This is a genomic window from Parerythrobacter aurantius (assembly GCF_045291475.1).
Lineage (GTDB): Bacteria > Pseudomonadota > Alphaproteobacteria > Sphingomonadales > Sphingomonadaceae > Parerythrobacter > Parerythrobacter aurantius.
Map to the genome: position 1 here is coordinate 1874181 of NZ_CP147985.1, position 26399 is coordinate 1900579.

A 26399-nucleotide genomic window follows, 5' to 3' on the forward strand; every position below is an offset into this window, starting at 1 on the left:
TAATCCGATGGCATAGCCGAACCCATGGAACAAGTAAGGTGGGCGAAAGCCCTAAGCCGTTTGTCGATTGTGCCGCTGGCCTTGGCGCTGGTCTCGTGTGGCGATGGGACTGCAGAGGCCCCTGTGGCCGCCCGGGCGGAGAGTGAGGCTGCCGCAATCGAAGTTCCGGTCATGGGGCCCGAGCGGCGGATCCTGGCGTTCGGCGACAGCCTGTTCGCCGGCTACAATGTCGCCAAGGAAGACAGCTATCCGGCAAAGCTGGAGGCCGCCCTGCGCGCACAGGGGATCAACGCCAGGGTCACCAATGCAGGGGTGTCCGGCGACACCAGTGCGGCGGGCGCCCAGCGGTTCGATTTCACGCTGAATTCCATGGAAGGGAAGCCCGACCTCCTCATCCTCGAACTCGGCGGCAACGACCTGCTGCGCTCGATCTCGCCCGAGCAGACGCGGGCCAATCTCGAGGCGATCATCAAGACGGCGCAGGCGGCGGATATTCCCGTCTTGCTGATGGGAATGCAGGCCCCGCCCAACATGGGCGAACGCTATGTCGAGGAATTTGCCGCGGTCTATTCCGGACTTGCGGAAAAATATGACCTCGAATTCATCCCCTTCTGGGTGGCTTCCGTGGCCGACCGGCCGGAGCTGATCCAGCAGGACCGCGTCCACCCGACCGAACAGGGCATTGAGGTCCTGGTCGGCGATACGGTGGACGAAGTGGTCGCGGCGCTGCCCAAGCGATAACGCCCAAGCGCTAACGCCGAAGCGCTAAAGCGACGTCACCAGCTCCCCGCCGCTGACGTGCCAGACCGCGGCTTCCTGCTCGATGGCCGAGAAGGGGGCGATTTCGGTCCCGGTCATCCAGACCTGCGTTCCGGTAGCCCGCAAGCGATCGAACAGCACCTCGCGGCGGACCGGGTCGAGATGCGCCGCCACTTCGTCGAGCAGCAGCACGCCCGGCCTGCCCTTGGCTGCCAAGGCCCCATGGGCAAGGGTGATGGCGATCAGCATGGCTTTCTGTTCGCCCGTCGAACAGGCGGCGGCAGGAACCTGCTTGCCGGCCATGGTGACGGCGAGATCGTCGCGATGCGGGCCGACCAGTGTGCGGCCGGCGCGGCGGTCCTGCCTGCGGCTGGCCTGCAAGGCGTCCAGCAGGGACGCCTCCTCGCCGGGTGATCCGCTCTCGAGCACGAGGTGGGGGCGGGCAAAGGGTTCGGCGGGATGGTCGGCCAAGGCGGCGCAGAGCGCTTCGACCAGCCGCGTCCTTCCCCGTGCCAGCGCGCTGCCGTGGCGGGCGAGCTGGATTTCCACCCCGTCGAGCCAGGCTGGCTCGGGCTCCCGTTCGTCCGCCATCAGGCGGTTGCGCTCGCGCAATGCGGCCTCGTAACGCGTGGCGTTCCGGGCATGATCGGGATCGAGCGCCAGCGCCATCCGGTCGACGAAGCGTCGCCTGTCGCTTGCCGGGCCCATGAATATGCCGTCCATCGCGGGGGTCAGCCAGGAAACTGCGAGCCATTCGCCCAGGGCGACTGCGCTTGCCTCCGCCCCGTTGATCCGGACCCGCCGACGTCCGGGCCGGGTCGGATCGATCGCGGTGCCGAGCTGGATCGCATCGCCGCCGTCTGCATGCGTCAGGCTGGCTCCGACGGTAAAGCCGCCCGAACCGCCGCTGCGCGCCATGTCCGGCAGCGCCGCGCGACGCAGGCCGCGGCCCGGGGCCAGCAGGGAGATGGCTTCGAGGATGTTGGTCTTCCCGGCGCCATTCTCGCCTACCAGCAGGTTGAATCGCGCAGCTCCGTCGAGGCGCGACTGAACGTGGTTGCGAAAATCGGACAAGATGATGCGATCGAGCGCCATGGGCTCCATGCGCCTAGCCCGGTGCAGCGCTCGATTCCACGAAAAAGCCGGTTCCTACGAATTGGGAAAAATCCCCAATCTTTCGCTTCGATGAACAGGATGTAACAGCGTGTCTCCTGAAAAAAGCGCGGATTTCCGCCATTTTTCGAAACTGGCACACCCCATGCAAAGCTGCTTTCGTGAACGGGAAGGTCCCGCTCAGACAGGAAAACACAAGGAAACACAGACAATGACGTTCGAATTTGCAGCCAACCGCTTCCTCGCCGCCGCCTTCGCACTGGTCCTTTCGGCCGCTGCCTTTGCGACCGCGATCGTCCCTGCCACCCCCGCGCTGGTTGCCTGATAACGGCAGCAGTCCCAGGAAAAGGAACACCCCCATGTTCGATCAGACCAATATCGGCAGCCGTCTCTTCGCCGCCGTTACCGCCCTTGCCATCTCTTCGCTGGTGATGGCCTTCGCCATCGTCCCCGGCAGCCCCGCAGGAATCATCGCATGACCCAGCTTTCAAACAATCGCAGCGGCCTTCCGGCCAAGAGCTTCCGGCTCGACCGTAGCAACGGCAAGATCTGGGGCGTCTGCGCCGGTATCGCCAACTATTTCGGCATCGACCCGATGCTGGTCCGGGTAGGCTTCGCCCTCGGCACCATCCTCGGCATGGGATCGCTGATCCTGGTCTATGTCGCGATCGCCCTGATCGCCGATTGAGCGGGGGACCCGGGGTCCCCCCTCAACCCCGACTGTCACATGGCCGAGATACCACCGTCGAGCTTGAGCTCCGCCCCGGTCATGAAGCGGCTTTCGTCGCTGGCGAGATAGAGCACCGCATTGGCGATATCGCTCGGCTCGCCGACGAACTTCAGCGGGATCTGCCGCGCCAGCTTTTCCAGCAGCACGCCCTTGTCGAGATTGTGGTGCCGCGCGGTACCGTCCAGGATCGGCGTATCGACGAAGGTCGGATGGACCGAATTGCAGCGGATCTGCATGTTGTTCTTGGCACAATGCAGCGCGATCGACTTGGTCAGCATCCAAACCGATGCCTTCGAGGCGTTGTAGGCAGGCATGGTGTCGCTGGCGATCAGGCCGGCAATGCTGGAAATATTGACGATCGAGCCGGGCGCGTGCTCGCGCATCAGCGGCAATGCCGCCTGGCAGCCATGGAAGATGCCATCGACATTGATCGCGAAGCAGCGCTTCCAGTCTTCGAACTTGCAGGTCTCGATATTGCCCGCGACGCCGATGCCGGCGTTGTTGACCAGGACATTGAGCCCGCCCATCGCGTCCCGTGCCATTGCAACTGCCGCGTCCCACTGCGCGCGGTCCGTCACGTCATGCCCGATCGAGAAGGCGGTTCCCTCGCCATGCGCAGCGTTTATCGCGGCCGCGGTTTCAGCGGCGCCCGCAGCGTTGATGTCGGTACAGAGCACATTTGCACCTTCGGCAGCCAGCAAGCTGCAATGCGCCGCGCCAAGCCCCTGGGCGGCGCCGGTCACCAGCGCCATCTTGCCTGCCACACGTCCCGTCATGCGTAATCCTCTCCAAGAAATCCGGGCGCCATCAACATTGCGATCCGCACATCCACGCCGTGGCCGCGTTTGCGCCAATCCGCAACGAATTGCGGCAGGTCGCGCAGGGCAACCCGGTGAACGACGATATTTTCCCCCTCGGTACCGCCACCCGGGCCCACCTTCTCGAGATCGTGTGCCCGCAGCAGGGTGAAAGCCTCGCTTACCATTCCGGGACTGGAGTAGAACTCGCCGATGGTTTCCATGCGGCCCGCACGGTACCCGGTTTCTTCCTCCAGCTCGCGGATGGCGGCCTCGATCGCATCCTCGTTTTCCGAACCTTGCTGGTCACCGATCAGGCCGGCCGGAATTTCGAGGCATGTCCGCCCCAGCGGCACGCGGTATTGCTCGACCAGCAGGACATGACCGTCGTCGATGGCGATGATGGCGGCGGCCCTGATGCCACGCGACCGGCTGGCGTATTCCCAGCGGCCCCGGCGCTTGGCGGTCACGAACTTGCCCTGCCACATGATTTCTTCGGGCAGGTCTGCGTCTCTGTCGGTCATGCCAGGGGGCTTAGACCTCTATCAGGCGGTCGGGCAACTCGTTCGCGTCATCCTCGCGCCGCGGGAAGTGTTCGGACAGGACCTTGCCGACATCGCGCACCCCCGCCGCCATTCCTTCGGCAAAGCGGCCCTGGCGGATTTCGACCAGCATGTCGGCCATAGCCTCGCCCCAGACCTCGGCCGAGACCAGCTGCGCGATCGGCTCGTCGGCGACTATTTCCGCACGGTGTTCGCGCATGGAGAGATAGATCATGATCCCGGTCTTGCCGGTGGTGCGGCTTTCCGCGCCGACCTTGAAGTGCTTGATCGCCTGCGCGTGGACGCGCGTGGTTTTCAGGGGGCCGGGAATGCAAAGGAAGCGCAAGGGGTCCCAACTCAGCGCGAACCAGCTTGCGGCGAAGGCGATGACGCCCAGGGCGATGGTCATGCTGGCAAGCTCGCCTGTCGTCCAGTCGTGCCGCCAGCCGCCGCTGAGGCTGTCCCACAGATCCATGAAGGGTTGCGGCAAAAGGGCGAAAACGCTCATCGCCGAGAAAGCGAGCGCCACCGCCCATACCAGCACCACATCCGAATATCCGTCGGACCGGTCGGCCAGAACGGTGACGATTTCGCCCGAGGTATGGTCTTCGGCCGCAGCGACCGCATCGGTTACGATCCTGTGCTGCTCTGCGCTGAGATAGGCCATCGTTACCACCCCCCGGAGGCGCCGCCGCCCCCGAACGAACCGCCGCCGCCGGAAAAGCCCCCGCCGCCACCGAAGCCGCCGCCCCAGCCGCCACCTCCGCCACCATCACTGATCCCGCGGGCGATCGCCTTGCCCGCTTCCCACAGGATGATGTCGCCGACGGTGCTGCCGAGACCGCTGCGATACCGCCGCCTGCGGCCACGGCCGGTCAGCGCCGGCAAAATGAAGAAGAACACGACAAACGCGATCCAGATGATTGCGCCGACAGGAAAGCCCCCGTCGCTTTCACGGGCGCTGGCGGCTTCCGCCGCGACCTTGGCGGCTTCCTCAGGTGGCAGTTGCAGTTGCTGGATGATCGCATCGGTCCCGGCCACGATACCCCCGGGCATATCGCCCTCCCTGAACTCGGGCACGATCGCATTGTTGATGATGAGCGAGGATACCGCATCGGTCAGGTAGCCTTCGAGGCCATAGCCGACTTCGATCCTGACCTTGCGCTCGTTCGGCGCGACGATCAGCAGCGCGCCATCGTTGCGCTGCGCATCGCCGATACCCCAGTTCCGCCCGACCTGGTAGCCGTAGTCGGATATGTCGTAGCCTTGCAGGTCGGCAATGGTCGCCACCACCAGCTGTCGCTGCGTGGTTTGTTCAAGCGCCTCGAGCTTCGCTGTCAGCTCAGCTTCGGTCGCGTCGGGGATTATGTTCGCTTGGTCCACTACCCGCCCGCTCAGCGCAGGAAAATTCTGCGCTGAAACGGTGATGGGTAGCAGAGCTACAAGCGCTGCAACGGCAATGGCGAGAAAACGCATTGGATTGTGCGGCTGCCTCACTCGCCTTCGGTCATGTCGAGAGTGGGCGCCGCTTCTGCGCCCGGGGTGACCGCCTTATAGGGGACCAGGGGTTCGGCGCCATGGATGATGTTCGCGCCGATGGTGTCGGGGAAGGTGCGAATGGTGGTGTTATACTGGCGTACCGCCTCGTTGTAGTCGCGGATGGCGACGGCAATGCGGTTCTCCGTCCCCTCGAGCTGGCTCTGCAGCGTCAGGTAGGCTTGGGTCGACTGGATGTTCGGATAGGCCTCGAAGCTCGCCAGCAGGCGGCCGATCCCGGCGCTCATCTGCGACTGGGCTGCGGCGAATTCGGCCATCTTGGCTTCGTCGCCAAGGTCCTCTGCGGTCACATTGACGCTGGTCGCCTTGGCACGCGCCTCGGTCACCTGTGTCAGGATCGTCCGTTCGTTCTCGCCCGCGCCCTTGGCTACTTCCGCAAGGTTCGGGATGAGGTTCGCGCGGCGCTGGAACTGCGCCTCGACGTCCGCCCACTTGGCCTTCGCGTTTTCCTCGGCCGCCGGCACCGAATTGATGCCGCAGGCGGCCAGCGAAAGGGCCCCGAGGCCGATCAGGGACGAACGAAACAGGGTGCGAAGGTCCATCGAAATCTCCCGCGAAAAATACTGTGTTGCCAGTATAGAACAGCGCTGCGGGCAATCAAGCGAATTGCGGGGACGGCGCCCGTATCGTGCCCCGGCCACGGCTTGGCGCGAGCGGCCGTTCCGTGGCGACAGGCAAACCGTGATACCGGCGTTTACAGGATTTGACCTTTGCGCCCTTGGAAACGATTGCGGATTAGGGCATCAACCATCGCTTAACCACGTGGGAGGTTGGAATGCTTTCGGAATTCAAGGAATTTATCGCCAAGGGCAATGTCCTCGACCTGGCAGTCGCTGTGCTGATCGGTGCGGCTTTCGGGACGATCGTCAAGTCACTTACGGATGATATGCTGATGCCGTTCCTCGGACGGGTCATAGGCACGGTGGACTTCTCCAACCTGTATTTTGTCCTCAGCGGCGATGTCGAGCCGGGAAGTTCGCTGGCGGCGGCGCGTGCCGCCGGCGCAAACGTACTGGCCTATGGCAATTTCATTTCGGTGATCATCAATTTCCTGATCCTGGCCTTCGTCATTTTCCTGCTGGTCCGTCAGGCCAACAAGATCATGGGCAAGAAGGAAGAGGCTCCGGCCGGTCCGACCGAAGTCGAACTGCTGACGGAAATTCGCGACAGTCTGCGCCATCGGCCCTGATTTCGACACTTTCCGGGAACCATCGGGTCGGTCGGGCGCTTTTGCGTCAGTCCGACTGTCGGGCAGGGAAACTTAATCAGAGGGAACACCATGCGTAAAATCGCCATTCTCGCCGCTGCAACCGCCTCGCTCGCTCTCGTCGCGTGCGGCCCCGGCGCCGAAACCGAAACCGAAGCCCAGGCCGATGCCATGGAAGAGCAGGCCGACGTGACCGAGGAAATGGCTGAAGAAGCCCCGACCGAAGGACAGGAAGAAGCTCTCGAGGCACAGCAGGACAGCGAAGAAGCCGCTGCCGACCAGCTCGAAGACGCCGCCGACGCCGAAGAAGGCGCAACCGGCATGTAATTTCCAGCCCCTAGCTGGATTGGGAAGAGGGCGGGCCTGCGGGTTCGCCCTTTTTCTTTCAGCCTGCGGTCACTTCACATTAAGGCGAAACCGCCTATATCGGCCCTGCCCGTTTCGGCGGGCTATGGTGATAAATTGCGGCGTGCAATAGGCACAACGGACCCGGGGGCAGTACCCGGCGGCTCCACCAAAAACCTCCGTTCGACCGGGGGTTCCTGACGGGGCCGAACCAGGATCGACGTGTGTTGAAAGACGTTGTTTTCACCCGGGCTGAGTAACCCGTAAAACTGTTCACAAACCATAAGTGCCAACGATAACGAAGCACTCGCTCTTGCCGCGTAACATGATGGGCTAACGCCCTGACGTTACAAAGCTAAAGCGCGGTTGGACCGACCGGGCAACAGAACGGATTCCGGGGGCCCGGGGCGGGCCTAGCAACAGAACCGCCCCACCGTTTTTCCACGAATTCAGTGTGCCGAAAGCGCTTCGGCTTCGCGGCGCTCGCGCTCGTATCGCAGCGCGTCGAGGATCTTTGCCCCGGCGAGGAACACTGCGCCGCTGCAGGCCCAGAATAGCATCTGACCCTGGAAACCCGGAAACTGGTCGAGATAGGCGGTGCCGCGCTCCATCGCGCCCAAAGCCAGCGCATAGATGATCATGAACGCTTCGAAGCGATTCTTGATCACGAACAGGCGGCCGACCTTGCGCAGCATGAAACCTCTCAATCCTTAACGCCTCGACCTGCACGGGCCGTGCCAATGGCGGGCCAGTGCGGGATACGGTGGTTAATGCAAGAGCGATTGTAAACGAGGCCGACAAGGCGACAAGGGCGTTAACCCAAAATCGAGAGGTCGAACGATTCCAACAGGTTGGCCCGCGCGGTTCGGACCGCTTCCGCGAGAGCCATGGAGCCGATATCGGCCGGATCGATCTGTTCGGGCCAATACCGGCCGATAACCCTTTCGAGCGAGTCTGCGCGAGCTTCATCCAGCATGAAGCGCGGATCGACCGTCGCCGGGTCGGCCACCACCCGCAGCCGCAGGCAGGCGGGGCCGCCGCCATTGGCCATCGATTGGCGCACATCGACCGGGATCACCTGCCGGATCGGGCCATTGCTTGCGAGCATCGACTGGCACCAGTTCCAGACGCTTGCGCTCTTCCGACATTCCTCGGGCACCACCAGCGCCATTTCGCCCGAAGGCAGGGTGAGCAACTGGGCGTTGAAGAGATAGGTCTTGATCGCTTCGGCAAGGCTCACCGCGCTCGACGGCACCTCGACCACTTCCAGCGCCGGGAAGGCGTCACGGATCACGTCATAGGCGCCCAGCCGGTCGGCAAAGGCTTCCTCGTGGGTGAACAGCACCCGCTCGTTGGCGACCGAGACGACATCGTTGTGGAATGCGCCCGCCTCGATCGCGGTGGGGTTCTGCTCGATAAAGACGCAAGCCGCCGGATCGAGCCCGTGGAGCCGGGCCACGGCACGGCTGGCCTGTTCGTGCTGGCGCGCAGGAAAGCGACCGCCCGGCCTGCCATAGACGAACACCTCGACACCCGCCGCGCCGTGCCCTTCGCAGAAGCGCATATGGTTGGCCGCACCCTCGTCACCGAAGCTGGGCGGCACCGCCTCGTGCACCGTGAAATGGTCGCGATTGCCAAAAGCGATATCGAGCTGCGCTTTGGTGTCGCGCCATTCCTGCGCGCGGTGGACCATGGTGACGAGATTGGCCGGGGTCAGGTGGCACTTGCCATCGACGGTGTCGGGCGCGGGGCTGACCGTGGCGGCATTGGCGGTCCACATGCTGGAAGCCGACCATGCCGCTGCCAGCAGTGCGCGGTCGCTCGCCGGATCGACTGCCAGCCGCCGCAGCGTTTCGGTGTTGGGCCGGGGCAGTGGCAGCAGATACCCTTGCGCCAGGCCGCGAGCCATATTGCCCCGCATCTTGGCGATGCCCTGCAATGCGGCCGCGCGGGGATAGGACGGATCGCCCTTGTGGCTCGCACTGGCGATATTGCCGAGACTGAGGCCGGCATAGTTGTGCGAGGGGCCGACGATGCCGTCGAAATTGATCTCGACCAGGTTCGCTCCGGACTTCACCGCGCCACGCTCCACACTTCGTCGCCTTTGCTGACGCCGAGCGTCTTTGCGCTGCGGGCGCAGATCTGCACGCTGCCATCGTCCTCGAATTCGCGCATGCCGAAAGTACAGCGGAAACCCGACAGCGTCCCGGTGGCGATGATGGCCCGTTCGCCGATGTCGAGTTCGGCGCCCGATAGCGTGGCCGGGCGGGCCTGGGCGATGCTTTTCACATCGTCGGTCCGCGCCACCATGGTCGGGCCGCCGTCGAAGATGTCGACATAGCCGTCGAAACGGAAGTTCTCGTTCTCCAGCATCCGCATGGCCGCGCGGCCGGTCGGGTGGGGCAGGCCGATCACCTTGGTCGCTTCCTCGTCCAGCATGGCGACATAGACCGGATGCTTCGGCATCAGGTCGGCAATGAACTGGTTGCCGTTGATGGCGTTGAAATAGTCGGCTTCCTGGAAGCCCATGCCGAAGAAGCGACCCGCGACCCCATCCCAGAAAGGCGAGCCGCCGCGCTCGTCGATGATACCGCGTAGTTCCGCCAGGATGCGGTCGGCAAAGCGGCTGCGGTGCATCGCGATGAACAGGTACCGGCTGCGCGCCAGCAGCAGGCCGAGGCCGCCCGCGCGCTCGTTGGGATGGAGGAACAGGCCACCCACTTCGCTCGACCCTTCGAGGTCGGTGACGAGGCTCAGCAGTTCGGCCCGCACCGTGCGGTCAAGTTCCTTGGAATACTGGGTCAGCGTGTTGAGGCGATAGGAATAGAACGGCCAGCGTTGCCCCACCTGGGTCATCATCTGGCAGGTGCCGCGCACTGCTCCGGTCTCTGTATTTTCGAGGACCAGTACGAACTGCTCGTCGGCAAGGTCGTCGTCGGCGCGATTGAAGGCCTTCTGCGACCGGGCCAGCTTGGCCGCCAGCGCGTCGCGGTCGGCCGGCAGGTTGGTGAACCCGCCGCCGGTCAGCTTGGCCATTTCGTACAGCGGTTCGATATCGTCGGTGTGCGCAGCGCGCAGGCGGAAACTCAAAGCTCTTCTCCCCTCGCCAGCCGGTGGAGGACAAGCGCGGACAGCGCCGCCCGTTCGCTCAGGCTGGACACGATCATGAATTCTTCCGGCGAATGGATCTTGCCGCCGCGCACCCCCATGGTGTCGACCACGGGCACACCGCAGGCGGCGATATTGTTGCCGTCGCAGACGCCGCCGGTCGCCTGCCAGTCGATGCTGAGACCCAGCTCGGTGCCGCAATCGCGCACGAGGTCGAACAGCTTCTGCGCGCGGCGATCGACCGGCTTGGGCGGGCGGGTGACCCCACCGTGCAAGTGGACGGACACGTCGTGCGCCTGCCGCACCTGCGCCATCAGTGCGTGGAGCCCGGCCTCGAACCGCTCGCCCGCGCTCGGCTCCTTCGGGCGGATGTTGAAGCGCAGCACCGCATTGTCGGGCACGACATTGTTGGCTGCGCCGCCTTCGATCCGGGCCGGGTTGACCGGGCAGTCGTCAGTCTGGAGGTCCTTGAGGCCGAGCGTAAGTGCAGCGGCGGCGACCACGGCGTTGCGCCCATCCTGCGGATTGCGGCCGGCATGGGCCGAGCGCCCGCGCACGATCAGCGAATAGTTCCCCGTGCCCCCACGTGCATGGGCGAGATTGCCTTCGGGCGTGGCCGAGGGCTCGTAGGTCAGCGCAGCATATTTGCCGGTCGCCAGTTCCTCGATCAATCTTGCGGAGGAAAGCGAGCCGGTCTCCTCGTCCGAATTGATCAGCACGTCATAGCCGATGTCTTGTCCGGCCTCGCTTCGCTCCAGCGCCATCAGCGCATGCAGCATGACCGCGATCCCGCCTTTCATGTCGGCGGTTCCCGGGCCGTTGACGATATCGTCGCTGAGCCAGGTGTTGCCCTGGAACGGATGGTCTGCAGGATAGACCGTGTCCATATGCCCTGTCAGCACCAGCCGCCGCTGCGCGTCGGGCCGGACCCGGACGACCAGGTGCCGGCCATGTGGCTTCTCGTATTCCTCGCCATCGGCGCTGATGGCGTTAACAGGGGCAGGGTCGACCAGCGAAACCTGGCCCGGCAGCGCCGCGAAGGCGTCCGCCAGCATCGCTGCGACGGTCTTCAGCCCGTCGAGGTTTGCCGTGCCCGAATTGACCGCGCTCCACGCCAGCACTTGCCCCAGCATGGCCGATTGGTCGATGGCGTCGAGAAAGGCGGCGGTCGGTTTCATCCGCAACCGCCTCTAGCGGGGGAATGGTGAGGTTCCAAGCCGTTGCAATTGCCCGTCCACTTCGCCATAGCCCGCCTGGTCCTCCCCAGACAGACATTGCCATGATTCCCGTGCGATGGTCATACTGCGCGGCGCAAAGAGTGAGGACGCATGCCCGAATATGTTCTGCGTGACCGTTTGAAGGTCGATGCCGCGTTGGCCGATTTCATCGAGGGCAAGGTTCTCGCCCCGCTCGGCATGGAAGCCAGCGCCTTCTGGGAGGGCTTCACCGACCTGTGCCAAGACTTCGTGCCGGAAAACCGCGCGCTGCTGAAGAAGCGCGACGAGCTGCAGTGGCAGATCGACGACTGGCACAAGGAACGCGCCGGGCAGCCGCACGACCACGAGGCCTACAAGGCATTCCTGCACAGGATCGGCTATCTTGTCCCCGAACCGGGCGAGTTCGAGATCGGCACCCGCAATGTCGATCCCGAGATCGCGACCATGGCAGGGCCGCAACTTGTTGTGCCAATCCTCAATGCGCGTTTCCTGCTCAATGCCGCCAATGCGCGCTGGGGCAGCCTCTACGACGCGCTCTATGGCACCGATGCGCTGGATGCCCCGCCGGCACGGCCCGGTGGCTATGACGAGGAACGCGGCGCGGCCGTAATCGCACGGGCACGCCAGTTCCTCGATGAGGCGCTCCCGCTCGTCGGTCAGAGCTGGGCCGATATCGCCGACGAGCATGATGGGAAACTGCAGGACGAAAGCCAGTATGTCGGCAAGACCGGTAAGGGCCTGCTGTTCAGGAACAACGGCTTGCACATCGAAGTGAAGTTCGACCGTGAACATCCGGTCGGCCGCACCGACAAGGCCGGCATTGCCGATGTCGTGATCGAAAGCGCGCTGACCGCTATCGCCGATTGCGAGGATTCGGTTGCCGCCGTCGATGCCGAGGACAAGCTGCTGGCCTATTCCAACTGGCTCGGCGTGATCCGCGGCGACCTGGAGGAAAGCTTCGAGAAGGGCGGGCGGACGATGACCCGCGCCCTCTCACCCGACAAGACCTACACCGACCGCGATGGCAATGCGCAGACCCTGCCGGGTCGCAGCCTGCTGTTTGTCCGCAATGTCGGGCACTTGATGACCAATCCTGCGATCCTGCTGGAGGATGGCACCGAAATCCCTGAAGGGATCATGGATGCGGTGATCACCAGCGCGATCGGCGCGCATGATGTGCGAAGCCTTGGCAAGTTCGGCAATAGCCGCACGGGCAGCATCTATATCGTGAAGCCCAAGATGCACGGGCCGGAGGAATGCCGCTTCACCAACGACCTGTTCGATGCGGTCGAGCGGTTGCTCGATATGCCGCACAATACGATCAAGGTCGGGGTGATGGACGAGGAACGCCGAACCTCGGCTAACCTCGCCGCCTGCATCCATGCGGTGCGCGACCGTGTCGTGTTCATCAATACCGGCTTCCTCGACCGCACAGGCGACGAGATCCACACCTCGATGCAGGCCGGGCCGATGGTCCGCAAGGGTGCCATGAAGAACAGCACCTGGCTCAAGGCCTATGAAGACCGCAATGTCGGCATTGGCCTTGCGCACGGCCTCTCGGGGAGGGCACAGATCGGCAAGGGCATGTGGGCGGCGCCAGACATGATGGCCGATATGATGGTGCAGAAGATCGGGCATCTTCGCGCCGGGGCCAACACGGCCTGGGTGCCGTCGCCGACCGCCGCGACGCTACATGCGCTGCATTACCATCAGGAAAACGTGTTCGAAGTGCAGAAGGGATTGGGTGACATTCCCTCGCTCGACCTGCTGCTGCAGATCCCGCTCGCAGAAGGCACGAACTGGTCCGAGGCGGAAGTGCGCGAGGAACTCGATAACAACGCGCAGGGCCTGCTCGGCTATGTCGTGCGGTGGATCGACGCCGGCGTGGGCTGCTCCAAGGTGCCCGACATCAACGACGTCGGCCTGATGGAAGACCGCGCAACCTTGCGCATCTCCAGCCAGCACATGGCCAACTGGCTGCTCCACGGCGTCGCCACCGAAGAGCAGGTGATGGACAGCCTGCGCCGCATGGCCGCCAAGGTCGATGCCCAGAACGCGGGTGATCCCTTTTACGAGCCGATGGCCGGCAACTGGGACTCCAGCCTTGCCTTCCAGGCCGCCTGCGACCTCGTGTTCAAGGGCACCGAGCAACCGAGCGGCTATACCGAGCCGCTGTTGCATCAGTGGCGATTGCGCAAGAAGGCGGCGTGACGCGAAAACATCCTGTGCGGTCAGGGTTTGTCGGTTTGCTGCAAGCTTTTGCCTGCGCAACCGGTATGCTTGTCGCGGGACACAGGGAGGATTTTGACATGGGTTCGAGAGGAATGTTGGCCGCGGTAGCAGCAGTGGGCTTGGTTTTGTCGCCGAGTTCTGCCTTTGCACAGGACATAACGGCCCAGTCCATTTTCAAGAACGGATATGAACTTCTCGAGCAATGCGGTTCGAGCGACGCCTCGAATCTGGCGCGCTGCGACTGGTACATCATGGGAATATGGGACGCGTTCGGATTGCTTGCCGATATCGAGGCTACGGAACGTTACATGTGCCTTGCAGCCGGTACCCCGGTGGATGTCCTGCGCGGCGAGGTCGTAGCCTATCTGCAGCGCAGCGACGCAGATCTCTCGAAGTCAGCTGTCAGCGCCGTCGTCAACGCGCTGATAGAAGCGAACCCCTGCTAGCTTTCAGCGCCTCCGGGTAAGCCACGCCGCCGTGGCGACAAATTCTTCGACCCTGAGGGTTTCAGCGCGGCGCGTCTGATCGATCCCGAGAGACTCCAGCGCGTCCGCCGCGCCTTCAATTCCCTTGAGGCTCTGCCGCAGCATTTTGCGGCGCTGGCCGAAGGCAGCCTCGGTCAGGCGTTCGAGGACGCGGGCCGATACGCCGTCGGGCATGGCTGCCGGCTCTACGTGGACAATCGCGCTCATGACCTTGGGCGGCGGGGTGAAGGCGCTGCGGTGAACCTTCATCGCCAGGGCCGCCTTGCTCCGCCACTGTGCCAGCACGGCGAGACGACCATAGGCCGATGTGTCGGGCGCGGCGACGATCCGCTGGGCGACCTCCTGCTGGAACATCAGCGTCAGCGAGGTCCATTGCGGCGGCCAGTGCTCGCCGCCGAGCCAGCGCACAAAGAGTGCGGTGCCAACATTGTAGGGCAGGTTGGAGAGAACCGTGAAGGGCTCGCCGCCCATCAGCTCACCATGATCTAGCCTGAGTGCGTCGCCTTCGATCACTCTGAGCCGTCCGGGAAAAGCCTCACCCAGTTCGGCCAGCGCCGGCAGGCAGCGGCGGTCCATCTCGATCGCCGTCACCCGTGCACCGGCCTTGAGCAGGGCCCGGGTCAGCCCGCCTGGACCGGGGCCGACTTCGAGCACCGCCTTGTCCTTGAGGTCGCCGGGAATCGCGGCGATCCGGTCCAGCAATTGTGCGTCGAACAGGAAGTTCTGCCCCAGCGCCTTCGCGGCGGAGAGGCCGTGCCGGGCGATGACTTCGCGCAAGGGGGGAAAGTCAGCCATCGCCGCGCCGGGTGGCACATTCGCCGGCCATGCGGATCGCCGCGATCATCGCGCCCGGATCGGCAATTCCCTGGCCCGCGATATCGAAAGCCGTGCCGTGATCGGGGCTGGTGCGAACAAACGGCAAGCCCAGCGTCACATTGACTCCCTCGTCGAAATCGAGCGCCTTCACCGGGATCAGCGCCTGGTCGTGATACATGCACAGGGCGGCATCGAACTGCGTGCGACTGCGCGGGGTGAACAGGGCATCGGCGGAATGCGGCCCGGTTGCCTCGATGCCTTCGTCCCGCAATTGTTCGATGGCGGGATGAATGATGTCGATCTCCTCGCGCCCGAACTGGCCGCTTTCGCCGGCATGCGGGTTCAGCCCGGTGACGGCCAGCCTAGGCTTGCCAATGGCAAAATCCCGCACCAGCGCAGCGGCCGTTATGCGGCCCTTCGTCACGATAAGATCGTGGGTCAGCAGCCGCGGCACGTCGGCGAGCGACACATGCACCGTCAACGGAACCGCGCGCAGGCTGGGCCCGGCGAGCATCATGACGGCTCGTTCGCGCGGCAGCCCGCTGCGATCGGCGAGCATCTCCGTCTGTCCCGGGAAGTCACCCGCGATGGCGCTGATCGCGGCCTTGCTGACGGGGGCCGTCACCACCGCCGACACCGCGCCGCGAAGGGCAAGGTCGATTGCCCGGTCGAGCGAGCCATAGGCAAGCGCAGCGGTCGCGCTGTCGGGCTGTCCCGGGCGGAAAAGGTCGCTGGATTTCCCGGTCAGCGGCAAGGCGCGATCGAAGACCGCCGCAACCCCTGCCATGTCATTGACGGTTTCCGCCGGACAGTGGAGGCCGATCGCCGCCGCAGCAGCCTGCATCACGCCCTCACCGTCCACGACCACGAAGGGCGGAAGACCCAGGTCCCGACGACGAATCCAGGCCCTGGCGATCAGTTCCGGCCCGATCCCCGCCGGATCGCCAATGGATATGGCGAGCGGGGCCATCGCAGCCGTCAGTTGTATTCGATGTAGGCGTCGTTGCGCAGGTCGCGCAGGTAGGTCCGCGCCCGCTTCTGGATGCGTTCGTCCTCCAGCGTCGCGACCACTTCGTCGACCGAGGGCAATCCTGCCACCTGCGGATCGTCGCGGCCGCACAGCAGCAGGACACGCACGCCTTCCTCGAGCGAGCCGAAAGGCGGGGTCGCCTGCCCGATCTGCAACTGCAGCATGGCCGGCTGGAGCTGTTCAGGCAGGTCGCGCACGGCAATCTGGTCGTTGACCACGACTTCGGCATTGACGGTCTGGGCCGCCCGTTCGGCATCGCCGCAACCGCGGATCGACTGGACCGCACCCTGGAAAGCTTCGAGCTGCCGACCGGCCTGTTCCTCGGTCACATTGGCGGGGAACTTGATCGAAATCTGCTTGAGGCTGAGGGTCGCATCGCGCGGATCAGCCATCAGGATCTGGCGCTTGTCGCGCAGGTAAACGATCACGAAGCCGCCCGGGATCTGCACAGGGCCGGTCAGTTGCCCGGTCTGCATGCCGCGCACGGCTTCGGCCATGGGGCCGGGCAGGGTGGCAAGCTGGACATAGCCGAGATCGCCGCCGACCGCTGCGGTGGACGCTTCGGAAAACTGGCGCGCATAGCCCTGGAAGCTTCCGCCCTGGCGCAGCTGCTCCATGATCTGCCGTGCGTTCTGCAATACGGCAGCTTCGGTTTCGGTCGTCGCCGGGAGATAGATTTCCATAATGTGGAATTCTTCCTGCCCGCGCGAATCTTCCATCCGCTTGATGTATTCCTGCGCCTCTTCGACGGAGACGTTGACGAACGGGCCGATCATCCGGCGGATCAGCCGCTGCCATGCCAGTTCACCCTGGATCTGGCGCTTAAGCGAGGCAGGCGAGGAACCTATAGACAGCAGGTAGCTGTCCATGGCCTCTTTCTGCCCGAAATTCTGCACTGCCAGCTGTTCGTAACGCTGGTTGATCTCGGCAGCAGGGATTTCGATCTCCTGCGCGGCCGCTTCCTGGATTTGCAGCGTCTCGTCGATCAGGTTGCGCAGCACCTGCATCCGCACGCGCGCAAGCTCTTCCGCACCAAGCTGCCCGCGCGAGGCCGAGGCGATCAGGGCCGTCCGATGGTCCACGTCGGTGCCGGTGATAACCGTCCCGTTCACCACTGCCGTTGCCAGCCTCACATTGGGGTTGGCATCGCCCAGCAGGGAGAAGTTTTCCGGCAGGCCGAGGGGATTGGCTGTAGGCGCGGGCGCTTGCGCAGACGCTTGCCCAGACTGGGCCTCCGCCTCCTGCGCGGCGAGGGCTACCGGCGAAAAAGCGACACTGCACAGGGCCGATGCGGCAAGGAAGCGGCCGGCAATGGCGGAAACGGCATTGGTGATCACGTTCGATCCTGTCTTGCACCCCGTGGGGACGATAGTCCCGGGGCAGAAAAGTGTGGGTCGGCCGCTTCACAGAATGCGGCTTAACCTTGGCTGAGTGCGGCCTAGCGTGTTTGCCCTGCCAAGCCAATCGCGCACTGTGCCGACGATGGCAGGGGCAGTGGAAAGTCAGCGGAAGCCGAGGTTGCGGAGCGAAAAGTAAAGCTGGAACGTGTCGCCGCGCTCGGCATCGCCCTGGTCGATGTAGTCGCGCCGCCAGGTGAAGCCGAATTCAAGGCAATCGTCCTGGTAGGCGATACCGAGCCGCGTGCGCAGCGGTTCGAACCCGTCGGAAGTCAGGGTCGGGTCCTCTTCCCGGTCGGTCAGGTTGAAGACGCCGGCCCCGAACACGGACCAATAGTCGGCAAAGGCGATCCGCGCTGCGGCGCTCACTTCCTCGCGGTCCTGCAAATCCTCGATACCTTGCGCGATGTCGCGATTGAGCCGCAGGTAGCCCAGTTCGAGATAGGTCCGGCGGCTGCCGATGGTCGCATCGAGTTCGTTCCGGCGGATCGCGAAATTGTCCTTGTCGAGCCGGTAACGGTGCGTGAGCGAGACGAAATCCTTGAACCGGATTTCCGTCCGCCCGACGAAGTCGCTGACCCTTTCCGAAATCCCTGTTCCGTCGATCAGGAAGTCGGGGTTGTCGCCGACGCGATAGGACTGGCCGATGGTCGACTTCACGCGCCAGCCTGGGCGCGTCAGTTCCCAGTCGATACCCCATGTCACGCGCACGCCGTCCTCGATACGGTCGTAACCCGGAAAACGGTTGAGCGCGAAGAGGTTGGAATCCTCGAGGTCGATGGCGCGCGCGTCTTCGTTGGGCACGGCGAGATTGCGGATCGGCGGGCTCGCCACGAGCTGCACCCGCGGTGTGAACACCTGTGTGCCGCCCAGCGCCGGCCCGGCGAAAGGCCATTGGAGGTCTGCCGCCACCAGCGCGATGCCGCGCGCCTCCCACCCCGGATTGCCCCGGTAGATAGCCGTCGCGGTAAGGCCGTTCTCGTCGGAGTGATAAACATCGCCGCGTGCCAGCGCGGTAAACTGCAGCACCTGCCCAAGGCCGGTCACCTGGCGCAGGTCCCAACGTGCGCTGGCGAAGGCGCGCTGGGTATCCTGCCCCTCGTCCCGCACGATGGCGAGCGTGTTGGCCTGCAATTCCACCTTGCCGCCCAGGACAGGATCGGCCAGCCGGCGGCGATAGTCGAACACGGGCAATGCGAAGGGGACCTGCCCCTGGGGCTGGTTCAGGCGCAGGGTCTGCGTGGCGTAGCCGGCCAGTTGCAGGTAGCTGTCGCGGTCGATCCGTTCGACTTCCACCAGCGAACGCAGCCGGTCGTCGCGGCTGATGTCGTAGCGGCGCAGGAAGGTGCGGTCGCTCGCACGGCGGATCGAGGCCGTGACGCTCCAGTTGGGATCGAGCTGGAACCGTCCGTTGGCGAACAGATAGCCGCGAAAATCGCGCTCTGCCGTCGGGGTGCCCGTGATGTCGGAGATGCGGCGGCTGTGGGTGGCATAGGCGGTGACCTGGTACGCTCCCTCGCCGGTCACGTGCCGCCATTTGGCTGAGGCCATCGGCGGCGCATCGGTATAGACATAGGCGCCGAGGGTCAGGTCCTTGTTGTCGGCCAGTCGCAGGTAATATTCGCCCGAAAGTTCGAGCCCGTTGGATTCCGAAACGCGAACATCCGGAATGAGGATGCCTGAAACCGCGCCGCCGTCGGTGCGGATGGCTAGGCCCGGCAGCGGAAGCAGGCGGGCACCGAAGATTTCGAGATAGGCGCCGCGGAATCGGACCCGCTTGTTCGCAGGATCATAGACAACGCGCTCCGCCGTGATGCGCCAGCTCGGGTTCTTGGCGCATCCCTGCTCGTCCACCACCGCGCAGGCGCTGTAGGCGGCGCGGGTGAGGATGATGGAGCCGTCCTCGTTGCGCTGGCCGCTCTCGGCGGCGAGCCTGCCGCCTTCCCGCAAGGCCAGCAGCAGGTCCTCCATGGCCCCGGCTTCGAACTTGTCGTTGAGTTCGACCGAATCGCTGAAGAGCTGGTTGCCGTCGGCATCGACGAAGCGCACGTTGCCTGTGGCCGTGATGATACCGGTGCGCCGGTTCCAGGCCACGGTGTCGGCGCGGACGGACTGGTCCTCGCTGCGCAGGATGACATTTCCGCGCGCGGTAACGACATCGCCCTGCGAATCGTAATCGACCGCGTCGGCCTCGAAATCGACTTGGCGCGACTGTGCCGGGGCGGGCTGCTGCGTCACGGGTTGCGGCGGCCCTTCCTGCGCAAACGCCGGCAAGGCACAGGTCAGGACGGCCAGCGACAGGGCGTGCCGGACTGTGCGGCGCGAGCAGTTCGAGAGGCAGGAGAGTGGCGAGGCCGAGGCAGGGCGCATGGCTTGCCTATTGCACCAAGCACTCCTAATCGCAATCGCACTTCAACGCATTGCCGAACCCCCTCAGCCGCATGGCGGGACCGGGACGGAGCAAGAGCCGATTCTTTGCCGGAGCGACCATGAACATCACTTTCGCCGCCACCCTGCCTGCCGATGCGACGCTCGTCGCCCATGTCGTCCACCGCGGCGGCACTCCCTCTTCGCTGGAGCAGGTCCTTGCCGAAGGGGCTCGTATCGCCCGTTTCAAGGGCGGTGCCGGCCAGCTGTTCGAAGGGTTCGTCGACCGCTCGGGCAAGGTCGTGCGGGTGGCCCTGGCCGGCGCCGGCGAGGCGGACGCGGCCGATCACCTGACCGGCCTCGAGAAAGCGGGTGCGGCCATCGCGGCAAAGTATCTGTGTTCGGGGGAAAGCGCGCTCGTGCTCGATCTTTCGGGTTCGGGCCTCAATGCCGCGCAGGCTGCCGCCGTATTGCTCGGCCTGCGTCTGCGCAGCTGGCGGCACGATGCTTACCGCACGCGCATCAAGGACGAGCAGAAGAAGACGCTCGCTGCCGTGACCGTTGTCGGCGCGCCCGAGGGTGCCGAGGCTGCCTGGACGGGGGAAGCCGCCCTTTGCGACGGGATCGAGTTCGCGCGCGACCTCGTCGCCGAGCCCGCGAACATCCTCTATCCCGTCGAATTCGTCGCACGCTGCGAAAAGGCGCTGGCGGGGACGGGGATCGAGATCGTCGTGCTCGACGATGCCGACATGGAAAAGCTCGGCATGGGTTCGCTGCTGGGCGTCGGCCTCGGGTCCGAGCGTGAATCACGGCTTTTGTGCATGAAGTGGATGGGCGGCAACCCGGGTGACCGGCCGACCGCCTTCGTCGGCAAGGGGGTCACCTTCGACACCGGCGGAATCAGCCTGAAGCCGGGGCCGGGCATGGAGGACATGAAGTGGGACATGGGCGGCGCCGGGGCTGTCGCCGGAGCCATGGTGGCGCTGGCGAAGCGCAAGGCCAGGGCCAATGTCATCGGCGTGTGCGGGCTGGTCGAGAACATGCCCGACGGACGGGCGCAGCGCCCGGGCGACATCGTCACTTCGATGTCGGGGCAGACCATCGAAGTGCTCAATACCGATGCCGAAGGGCGGCTGGTGCTGTGCGATGCGCTGACCTGGACGCAGCAGCAGTTCGATCCTGTCGCCGTCGTCGATTTCGCTACTCTGACCGGCGCCATGATCATCTCGCTGGGCAACGAGCACGGCGGGCTCTTCTCGAACGACGATACGCTAGCCGAAAAGCTGCTGGCGGCAGGCAAGGCGACCGGCGACAAGCTTTGGCGTTTCCCGCTCTCGCCGGCCTACGACAAGCTGCTCGACAGCCCGATCGCCGACATGAAGAACATCGGGCCGCGCGGGGCGGGCTCCATCACGGCGGCGCAGTTTCTCCAGCGCTTCATCGACAAGGATCGGCCGTGGGCGCACTGCGACATCGCCGGCATGGTCTGGGCCGATAAGCCCGGCCAGACCTGGGACAAGGGCGCAACCGGATACGGCGTGCGGATCATGGACCAGTACGTCCGCGACGTTCTGGAGGGGTGAGCAGCCCGGATGGGTAGGATGCGCAAGAAGTCGGACTTGCCGACGAAGACCTGCGCGTCCTGCGGCCTGCCCTTCACCTGGCGCAAGAAATGGGAGCGGGACTGGGACAATGTGAAATATTGTTCCGACCGCTGCCGGCGCGATGCAAAGGCGCCGTCATGAAAGTCGACTTCTGGCAGCTCTCGCGTGATCCGGCGGAAAAGGTGGTCGCGATGATCGCTGCGCGCGTGCTGGGCGAGGGCGAGCGGCTGCTGGTCGTGGCCGCCGATGAGGAGCAACGCGCTATGATCTCGCGCGCCTTGTGGGAGGCGAAACCCGAGACCTTCCTTGCCAACGGCGATGCCAGTGAACCTCATGCAGATCGCCAGCCCATCCTCCTGTCGGATGCCTGCGAGCCGGTCAACGGCGCCAGCCACGTGATCTTTGCCGACGGCCAATGGCGCGCGGCGGATGGCTTCGCCCGCGCCTTCCTGCTGTTCGACGATGCCACGGTGGACGCTGCGCGCGGTGTCTGGCGTTCGCTCGATGGCAATGAGGGGCTGGAACGCGCCTTCTTCCGGCAGGACGATGGCAAATGGGTCAAAGTCGCCTGACCAGCCACAGCTTGGCTGCTGTGCCGACGCGAATGGCATGAGTGCGCGGCTTTGACTTGCCCGCCGCGCACGGCGGCGCTAAGGGCGCGCGCAACATTCTTGCCCCCCTTACATCAAAGGAAATTCCCATGGCGGTTACCCGCACCTTTTCGATCATCAAGCCGGATGCCACCAAGCGCAACCTTACCGGCGCCGTCACCAAGATGCTGGAAGAAGCCGGCCTGCGCGTCGTTGCCAGTAAGCGCATCCGCATGACCCGCGAACAGGCCGAAGGCTTCTACGCGGTTCATAGCGAACGCCCCTTCTTCGGTGAACTCGTCGACTTCATGATGAGCGAGCCGGTGGTGGTGCAGGTGCTCGAAGGCGAAGACGCCGTCGCCCGCAACCGCGACATTATGGGCGCGACCAACCCGGCCGATGCCGCACCGGGCACGATCCGCAAGGAACTGGCGCTGTCGATTGGCGAAAACACCGTCCATGGTTCGGACAGCGAAGAGAACGCGAAGATCGAGATCGACTACTTCTTCAAGCCGGAAGAGATCGTCGGCTGACGGTCAGCTTCGATCGATGCAGACCAAAGGCCGTCTTGCAAAAGGCGGCCTTTTTGTTTGCGACCACAAAGCTGAATGCGTTTGTCGCATTTCTACAAGTAACTGATATCTATTGACTTTATGGTGAGCGGCGAGTAACTGCGCCGCGTGCTTACCCGATCGCGCCTTCGCACCGTCGAGACATTCATCGCCTGCCTGAACAGCGGCGATATCGATGGCTTGGCGCGGGTGTGCGATGCCAATGTGCAGTTTATCGACAGCCTGTCGGAAACGGTCGCGGGCCGCGACAATATCATCGGACTCATGGCATCGTTCGGCGATGCCGCTCTCGGGCTGAAGGTCGATCCGTCATCGATCCTGACGCATCGCGAACTGGTGTTGGTACGTGCCGAAATGCGATCGAGCGATCCCAGATTTGCCGGGCCGGTCTATCTGACTTTCCTTGTTGCGGGCGGCAAGATCGTAAGCATCCAGTCGAGCCGGGGCGCAGACGCCGCCTCGATCATTCGCGCCTATCGCCAACCGCCCCCGCGGCTGCAGGCCTAGAATTCGTCGGCTGCGTCCAGCAGCCCGGTCAACCGCTTGGGGGCCATGCTGCGCCAGCTCCGCTCCAGCCAGTAATCGACCTGCGACCAGTCGCAGCCTGGGCGATTAAGGATCACCCCGACCCATCCGCTGGCACCGTAATAGGCGGGCTTGTAGAAGGCCTCCGGATCGCGCTCGACCAGTTCGGCCAGCTCGTCCGGCCCGCTGGTCTTGACCAGCAGCGCGACGTGCTCTTCGCCGTGGTGCTGGTCGCTGAAATAGGCGAAATACCTGCCGCTCTTTCCGCCGGTACGCCAGCCGGGGGCACCGTGGCTGGGGCGTTCTTCCGCCTCGGGCAGGGCCAAGGCGCGTTGGCGGACCTGCTCCAGCAGCCAGTCGCGGTTGTAGGGGCGCGAGACGAAATCGGCGAGCACGCGGGGGTAGAGCTGGTGTTCGGCCAGTTTCACCCGGTAGGCCAGCGTCTCCTCGGTGTCGCCGTCGATGATAGCGACCTTGATCTGGCCGAGGACTTCGCCGCCGTCCAGCTCGCTGGTGACGAGATGGACCGAGCTGCCGCCGAACTCGTCGTCCGCCTCCAGCGCGCGGCGATGGGTGTGGAGCCCCTTGTACTTCGGCAGCAGGGCGGGGTGGATATTGAGCATCCGGCCTTCCCACTTCGTTACCATCTCATCCGACAGGATGCGCATGTAGCCCGCCAGAGCCACGAACTCCGCCCCCGTCTTGCGGATCGCTGCATCCATCGCGCGGTCGTGTTCCTCGCGGGAAAGCCCAGCGTGACTGAGAGCAAAGGTCGGGATCCCTTCCGCCTCGGCCACGGTCAGCCCGCCGGCATCGGGATCGTTGCTGGCGACCAGCACTATGTCGTAGGGGCTGTCGGGCAGGCGGCTGGCATAGAGTAGCGCGGCCATGTTGGTGCCGCTGCCGGAAATGAGGACGGCAACCTTGGCGAGTCCGGCGTCAGCCAAGGTGCACTGCCTCCCAGTCCTCCTTGGCGGACCATGTCCCGGCCGACCCGCGCACGGTGCAGCCTTTCTCCCCGGACTCGATCCTGCCGATCCGGAGCACGGTTTCGCCTGCGTCGATCAGTGCCTGTGTGACGGTATCGACCTTGTCCGGCGCGACCGCCAGCACCATGCCGACACCGCAGTTGAAGGTGCGGGCCATCTCGCCCGGCTCGATCCCGCCCTGCGCCTGCAGGAACGCCATCAGGCGTGGCTGTTCCCATGCATCGGCGTCGATGACCGCGTGCGCGCCATGCGGCAGGACGCGGGGAATATTCTCGAGCAGGCCGCCGCCGGTGATATGCGCCAGCGCGTCGATATGGCCTGCCCGCACGACCGGCAGAAGGCTGGCGACGTAGATGCGGGTGGGTTCGATGAGGTGTTCGACCAGCAGGCGCTCGTTGTCGAACACCGCAGGGCGATCGAGCTTCCAGCCCTTGTCCGACGCCAGTCGCCGCACGAGCGAATAGCCGTTGGAATGCACGCCGGACGAAGCGAGGCCGAGCAGCACATGGCCGGGCGCAACCTTCTCGCCCGTCAACTGCTCGCCGCGCTCGACAGCGCCGACGCAGAAACCGGCGAGGTCGTAGTCGCCGGCCGCATACATGCCCGGCATCTCCGCAGTCTCGCCGCCGATCAGCGCGCAGCCGGCGATCTTGCAGCCTTCGGCGATGCCCGCGATGACCCGTTCGGCCACGCCGTTCTCCAGCTTGCCGGTCGCGAAATAGTCGAGGAAGAACAGTGGCTCGGCGCCCTGTACGATCAGGTCGTTGACGCACATGGCGACAAGGTCGATCCCGACGGTATCGTGCCGCCCGGTGTCGATCGCCAGCTTGAGCTTGGTTCCGACCCCGTCATTGCCCGCCACCAGCAGCGGATCCTTGTAACCCGCCGCCCTCGGATCGAAGAAACCCCCGAAACCGCCGATTTCGCCATCCGCGCCCGGGCGCATGGTGGCTTTCACCAGCGGCCCGATCGCCTTGACGAGGGCATTGCCGGCGTCGATCGAGACGCCCGCATCGGCATAGGTGTAGCCGGTTTTTTCAGAACTATCCGCAGACATGGCAGGCCCTTTACCTATTCGCGCTTGGAATCACACCATGCTTTGGGCAAAAGGCGCGGGATTTTCCCCGATGGCACCGATTGCAATCCCGTCCCGCCCGCAAGGCCTGCTCTCTCTCCTGCCGGTGCGGCTGGGGCTCGCGGCGCTTGCGCTTGCCGTTGCGGCAGGGATTGTCGCGGCATTCGCCCAGGTTGACGGGGAACGTGGCATCCCCGTAATTTCCGCGTCCAGCGACATCGAGGTTTCGGGCATTGCCGTAGATGTTACGGCGTCGAGCGACCAGGAAGCACGCAGCAAGGGCTGGGAAGAGGCCGTGCGCAAGGGCTGGGCCAAGCTTGGCGGGCCGGCCCTGCCGGACGGACAATTGCTTTCGCTGGTCTCGGCGGTCGTGATCGAGCGCGAGCAGCTGGGCGGCAACCGCTACATTGCCTCGCTCGGCATCACCTTCGACCGACCGCGCGCCGGTGCCTATCTGCGCGGCGAAACCCAGGTCGCGCGGTCCGGCCCCATGCTTCTGGTTCCCGTCACGCTGTCGGGCGGGGCGGCCACAGTGTTCGAGCAGCGCAATCCGTGGCAGCGCGCGTGGGCCGAGTACCAGCCGGGTGCCAGCCGGATCGACTATGTCCGCCCGACGGGTGCCGGCAGCGATTCGTTGCTTGTGACCTACGGCCAGACCGGCCGGCCCAGTCGTGCCTGGTGGAATACCGTCCTCGACCAGTTCGGAGCTTCCGACGTCCTGATCCCTGTCGCGCGCCTCGACTACCAGTATCCCGGCGGACCCGTGCGTGGCACGTTCACGGCGCGATACGGCCCGGACAATACCTATCTCGACAGTTTCACGATGACCGCCAAATCGCCCGACGCTTTGCCGCAGATGCTGAAAGAGGCTGTCTTGCGGTTCGACCGGATCTTCACCGCTGCGCTACAGGAAGGCAAGTTGCGACCCGACCCGACCCTCAGTCGCGGCGGCGGATCGGTCGATCCCATCGTCCAGCGACTGATCGACGCGGCCCGCGCCGCCGAGGCGGCTGAACGGAGTGCGAGCAGCAACGCCGCCGATGCTGCGGACGACGCGGACACGGCTCCCGACCCCAGCACGAGCGTGGTGACGGAAAGCGGGACCTATATCGTCCAGTTCGTCACGCCCGACGGCGGCGCCTTCGATGCGACGATTTCGGGTGTCCGGGCAACGCCGGGCGTTCGCGGGGTCGGCGTGTCCAGCACCGCGATCGGCGGAACGTCGGTCATGCAGGTGTCCTTCAGCGGCTCGCTCGACCAGCTTGCCGCAGCGCTGCGGGCGCGCGGCTTCACGGTGACGCAGGGCAGCAACGCGCTCCGCATCAGTCGCTAAGGCAGCTCC

The 26399-nt window shown here is 64.8% G+C and carries 29 protein-coding genes and 1 other RNA gene; 14 read left to right on the forward strand and 16 right to left on the reverse strand.

Going from position 1 to position 26399, the window contains the following annotated elements; genetic code table 11:
- The first annotated feature begins 24 nt into the window (after positions 1-24).
- Entirely contained in the window at positions 25-741 is a 717-nt protein-coding gene (locus WAB17_RS09280; protein WP_435417075.1) for an arylesterase, read from the forward strand.
- A 24-nt stretch (positions 742-765) separates the two neighbouring features.
- Here WAB17_RS09280 and recF read toward each other — a convergent pair whose 3' ends face one another.
- Complete coding sequence (recF, locus tag WAB17_RS09285) at positions 766-1854, reverse strand: DNA replication/repair protein RecF (RefSeq protein WP_435417076.1); 1089 nt, start codon at positions 1852-1854, stop codon at positions 766-768.
- A 377-nt stretch (positions 1855-2231) separates the two neighbouring features.
- Between recF and WAB17_RS09290 the strand changes: the two genes are divergently transcribed.
- Together WAB17_RS09290 and WAB17_RS09295 are read left to right on the forward strand one after the other, a co-directional pair.
- A complete protein-coding gene (locus WAB17_RS09290; protein ID WP_435417077.1) occupies positions 2232-2351 on the forward strand; it encodes an enoyl-CoA hydratase in 120 nt (39 codons plus the stop codon).
- Positions 2348-2560, forward strand: a complete 213-nt coding sequence (locus tag WAB17_RS09295; RefSeq protein ID WP_435417078.1) for a PspC domain-containing protein — start codon at positions 2348-2350, stop codon at positions 2558-2560. Before WAB17_RS09290 ends, WAB17_RS09295 begins: the two co-directional genes overlap by 4 nt.
- A 35-nt stretch (positions 2561-2595) precedes the next feature.
- Here WAB17_RS09295 and WAB17_RS09300 read toward each other — a convergent pair whose 3' ends face one another.
- Genes WAB17_RS09300 through WAB17_RS09320 form a run of 5 tightly spaced genes read right to left on the reverse strand, consistent with a single transcriptional unit; the run spans position 2596 to position 6040 of the window.
- Positions 2596-3378 (reverse strand): SDR family oxidoreductase, encoded by a 783-nt coding sequence (locus tag WAB17_RS09300; RefSeq protein WP_435417079.1) that lies wholly within the window; start codon positions 3376-3378, stop codon positions 2596-2598.
- On the reverse strand, positions 3375-3923 hold the full coding sequence (locus WAB17_RS09305; RefSeq protein WP_435417080.1) for an NUDIX hydrolase: 549 nt from the start codon (positions 3921-3923) through the stop codon (positions 3375-3377). Before WAB17_RS09305 ends, WAB17_RS09300 begins: the two co-directional genes overlap by 4 nt.
- A gap of 10 nt (positions 3924-3933) precedes the next feature.
- Complete coding sequence (locus tag WAB17_RS09310) at positions 3934-4608, reverse strand: TPM domain-containing protein (protein WP_435417081.1); 675 nt, start codon at positions 4606-4608, stop codon at positions 3934-3936.
- 2 nt (positions 4609-4610) lie between these two features.
- Positions 4611-5417 carry a TPM domain-containing protein gene (locus WAB17_RS09315; RefSeq protein WP_435417082.1) on the reverse strand — a complete coding sequence of 269 codons (807 nt, stop codon included), beginning with the start codon at positions 5415-5417 and terminating at the stop codon, positions 4611-4613.
- Positions 5418-5434: 17 nt separating this feature from the next.
- Positions 5435-6040, reverse strand: coding sequence for a LemA family protein (locus tag WAB17_RS09320; protein WP_435417083.1), 606 nt, complete (start codon positions 6038-6040; stop codon positions 5435-5437).
- A 233-nt stretch (positions 6041-6273) separates the two neighbouring features.
- On the opposite strand from WAB17_RS09320, the gene mscL reads away from it, so the two are divergent.
- From mscL to ssrA, 3 genes are all read left to right on the forward strand, one after another.
- Positions 6274-6687, forward strand: coding sequence for a large conductance mechanosensitive channel protein MscL (gene mscL / locus WAB17_RS09325; protein ID WP_435417084.1), 414 nt, complete (start codon positions 6274-6276; stop codon positions 6685-6687).
- A 90-nt stretch (positions 6688-6777) separates the two neighbouring features.
- Positions 6778-7032 carry a hypothetical protein gene (locus tag WAB17_RS09330; RefSeq protein WP_435417085.1) on the forward strand — a complete coding sequence of 85 codons (255 nt, stop codon included), beginning with the start codon at positions 6778-6780 and terminating at the stop codon, positions 7030-7032.
- 69 nt (positions 7033-7101) lie between these two features.
- Positions 7102-7447: a transfer-messenger RNA gene (gene ssrA, locus WAB17_RS09335) on the forward strand.
- A 52-nt stretch (positions 7448-7499) separates the two neighbouring features.
- Here the strand turns inward: ssrA and WAB17_RS09340 are convergent.
- The 4 genes from WAB17_RS09340 to WAB17_RS09355 form a co-directional block, all read right to left on the reverse strand.
- The gene (locus tag WAB17_RS09340) at positions 7500-7745 is read right to left on the reverse strand and encodes a hypothetical protein (protein ID WP_435417086.1); all 246 of its coding nucleotides are present in this window, start codon (positions 7743-7745) and stop codon (positions 7500-7502) included.
- A 119-nt stretch (positions 7746-7864) separates the two neighbouring features.
- Positions 7865-9127, reverse strand: a complete 1263-nt coding sequence (locus tag WAB17_RS09345; protein WP_435417087.1) for an N-succinylarginine dihydrolase — start codon at positions 9125-9127, stop codon at positions 7865-7867.
- Positions 9124-10140 (reverse strand): arginine N-succinyltransferase, encoded by a 1017-nt coding sequence (locus tag WAB17_RS09350; RefSeq protein WP_435417088.1) that lies wholly within the window; start codon positions 10138-10140, stop codon positions 9124-9126. The genes WAB17_RS09345 and WAB17_RS09350 overlap by 4 nt, the downstream gene beginning before the upstream one ends.
- The gene (locus tag WAB17_RS09355; RefSeq protein WP_435417089.1) at positions 10137-11336 is read right to left on the reverse strand and encodes a hydrolase; all 1200 of its coding nucleotides are present in this window, start codon (positions 11334-11336) and stop codon (positions 10137-10139) included. The genes WAB17_RS09350 and WAB17_RS09355 overlap by 4 nt, the downstream gene beginning before the upstream one ends.
- Positions 11337-11486: 150 nt before the next feature.
- Between WAB17_RS09355 and WAB17_RS09360 the strand changes: the two genes are divergently transcribed.
- Positions 11487-13586: a malate synthase G gene (locus tag WAB17_RS09360; RefSeq protein WP_435417090.1), complete on the forward strand. Its 2100-nt coding sequence runs from the start codon at positions 11487-11489 to the stop codon at positions 13584-13586.
- Positions 13587-13726: 140 nt separating this feature from the next.
- Positions 13727-14053 (forward strand): Rap1a/Tai family immunity protein, encoded by a 327-nt coding sequence (locus WAB17_RS09365; RefSeq protein ID WP_435417091.1) that lies wholly within the window; start codon positions 13727-13729, stop codon positions 14051-14053.
- A 3-nt stretch (positions 14054-14056) separates the two neighbouring features.
- Here WAB17_RS09365 and rsmA read toward each other — a convergent pair whose 3' ends face one another.
- The 4 genes from rsmA to WAB17_RS09385 all read right to left on the reverse strand — a co-directional run bounded on the left by rsmA (position 14057) and on the right by WAB17_RS09385 (position 19705).
- Positions 14057-14887 (reverse strand): 16S rRNA (adenine(1518)-N(6)/adenine(1519)-N(6))-dimethyltransferase RsmA, encoded by an 831-nt coding sequence (gene rsmA, locus WAB17_RS09370; protein WP_435417092.1) that lies wholly within the window; start codon positions 14885-14887, stop codon positions 14057-14059.
- The gene (gene pdxA / locus WAB17_RS09375) at positions 14880-15878 is read right to left on the reverse strand and encodes a 4-hydroxythreonine-4-phosphate dehydrogenase PdxA (RefSeq protein WP_435417093.1); all 999 of its coding nucleotides are present in this window, start codon (positions 15876-15878) and stop codon (positions 14880-14882) included. Before pdxA ends, rsmA begins: the two co-directional genes overlap by 8 nt.
- Before the next feature lie 8 nt (positions 15879-15886).
- Positions 15887-17275 (reverse strand): peptidylprolyl isomerase, encoded by a 1389-nt coding sequence (locus WAB17_RS09380; RefSeq protein ID WP_435417094.1) that lies wholly within the window; start codon positions 17273-17275, stop codon positions 15887-15889.
- Positions 17276-17440: 165 nt separating this feature from the next.
- Positions 17441-19705 carry an LPS-assembly protein LptD gene (locus WAB17_RS09385; protein WP_435417095.1) on the reverse strand — a complete coding sequence of 755 codons (2265 nt, stop codon included), beginning with the start codon at positions 19703-19705 and terminating at the stop codon, positions 17441-17443.
- A gap of 119 nt (positions 19706-19824) precedes the next feature.
- Between WAB17_RS09385 and WAB17_RS09390 the strand changes: the two genes are divergently transcribed.
- The 5 genes from WAB17_RS09390 to WAB17_RS09410 all read left to right on the forward strand — a co-directional run bounded on the left by WAB17_RS09390 (position 19825) and on the right by WAB17_RS09410 (position 22975).
- Positions 19825-21285: a leucyl aminopeptidase gene (locus WAB17_RS09390; RefSeq protein WP_435417096.1), complete on the forward strand. Its 1461-nt coding sequence runs from the start codon at positions 19825-19827 to the stop codon at positions 21283-21285.
- 9 nt (positions 21286-21294) lie between these two features.
- Complete coding sequence (locus WAB17_RS09395; protein ID WP_435417097.1) at positions 21295-21447, forward strand: DUF2256 domain-containing protein; 153 nt, start codon at positions 21295-21297, stop codon at positions 21445-21447.
- Positions 21444-21878 carry a DNA polymerase III subunit chi gene (locus WAB17_RS09400; RefSeq protein ID WP_435417098.1) on the forward strand — a complete coding sequence of 145 codons (435 nt, stop codon included), beginning with the start codon at positions 21444-21446 and terminating at the stop codon, positions 21876-21878. The genes WAB17_RS09395 and WAB17_RS09400 overlap by 4 nt, the downstream gene beginning before the upstream one ends.
- A 128-nt stretch (positions 21879-22006) precedes the next feature.
- Positions 22007-22429, forward strand: a complete 423-nt coding sequence (gene ndk / locus WAB17_RS09405) for a nucleoside-diphosphate kinase (RefSeq protein WP_435417099.1) — start codon at positions 22007-22009, stop codon at positions 22427-22429.
- Positions 22430-22576: 147 nt separating this feature from the next.
- Positions 22577-22975 (forward strand): nuclear transport factor 2 family protein, encoded by a 399-nt coding sequence (locus tag WAB17_RS09410; RefSeq protein WP_435417100.1) that lies wholly within the window; start codon positions 22577-22579, stop codon positions 22973-22975.
- On the opposite strand, the gene purN is transcribed toward WAB17_RS09410, so the two are convergent.
- Entirely contained in the window at positions 22972-23940 is a 969-nt protein-coding gene (purN, locus tag WAB17_RS09415; RefSeq protein WP_435417101.1) for a phosphoribosylglycinamide formyltransferase, read from the reverse strand. The genes WAB17_RS09410 and purN overlap by 4 nt on opposite strands.
- The gene (purM, locus tag WAB17_RS09420) at positions 23933-25039 is read right to left on the reverse strand and encodes a phosphoribosylformylglycinamidine cyclo-ligase (protein ID WP_435417102.1); all 1107 of its coding nucleotides are present in this window, start codon (positions 25037-25039) and stop codon (positions 23933-23935) included. Before purM ends, purN begins: the two co-directional genes overlap by 8 nt.
- A gap of 70 nt (positions 25040-25109) precedes the next feature.
- On the opposite strand from purM, the gene WAB17_RS09425 reads away from it, so the two are divergent.
- The gene (locus WAB17_RS09425) at positions 25110-26390 is read left to right on the forward strand and encodes a heavy-metal-associated domain-containing protein (RefSeq protein WP_435417103.1); all 1281 of its coding nucleotides are present in this window, start codon (positions 25110-25112) and stop codon (positions 26388-26390) included.
- The last annotated feature ends 9 nt before the right edge of the window (positions 26391-26399 follow it).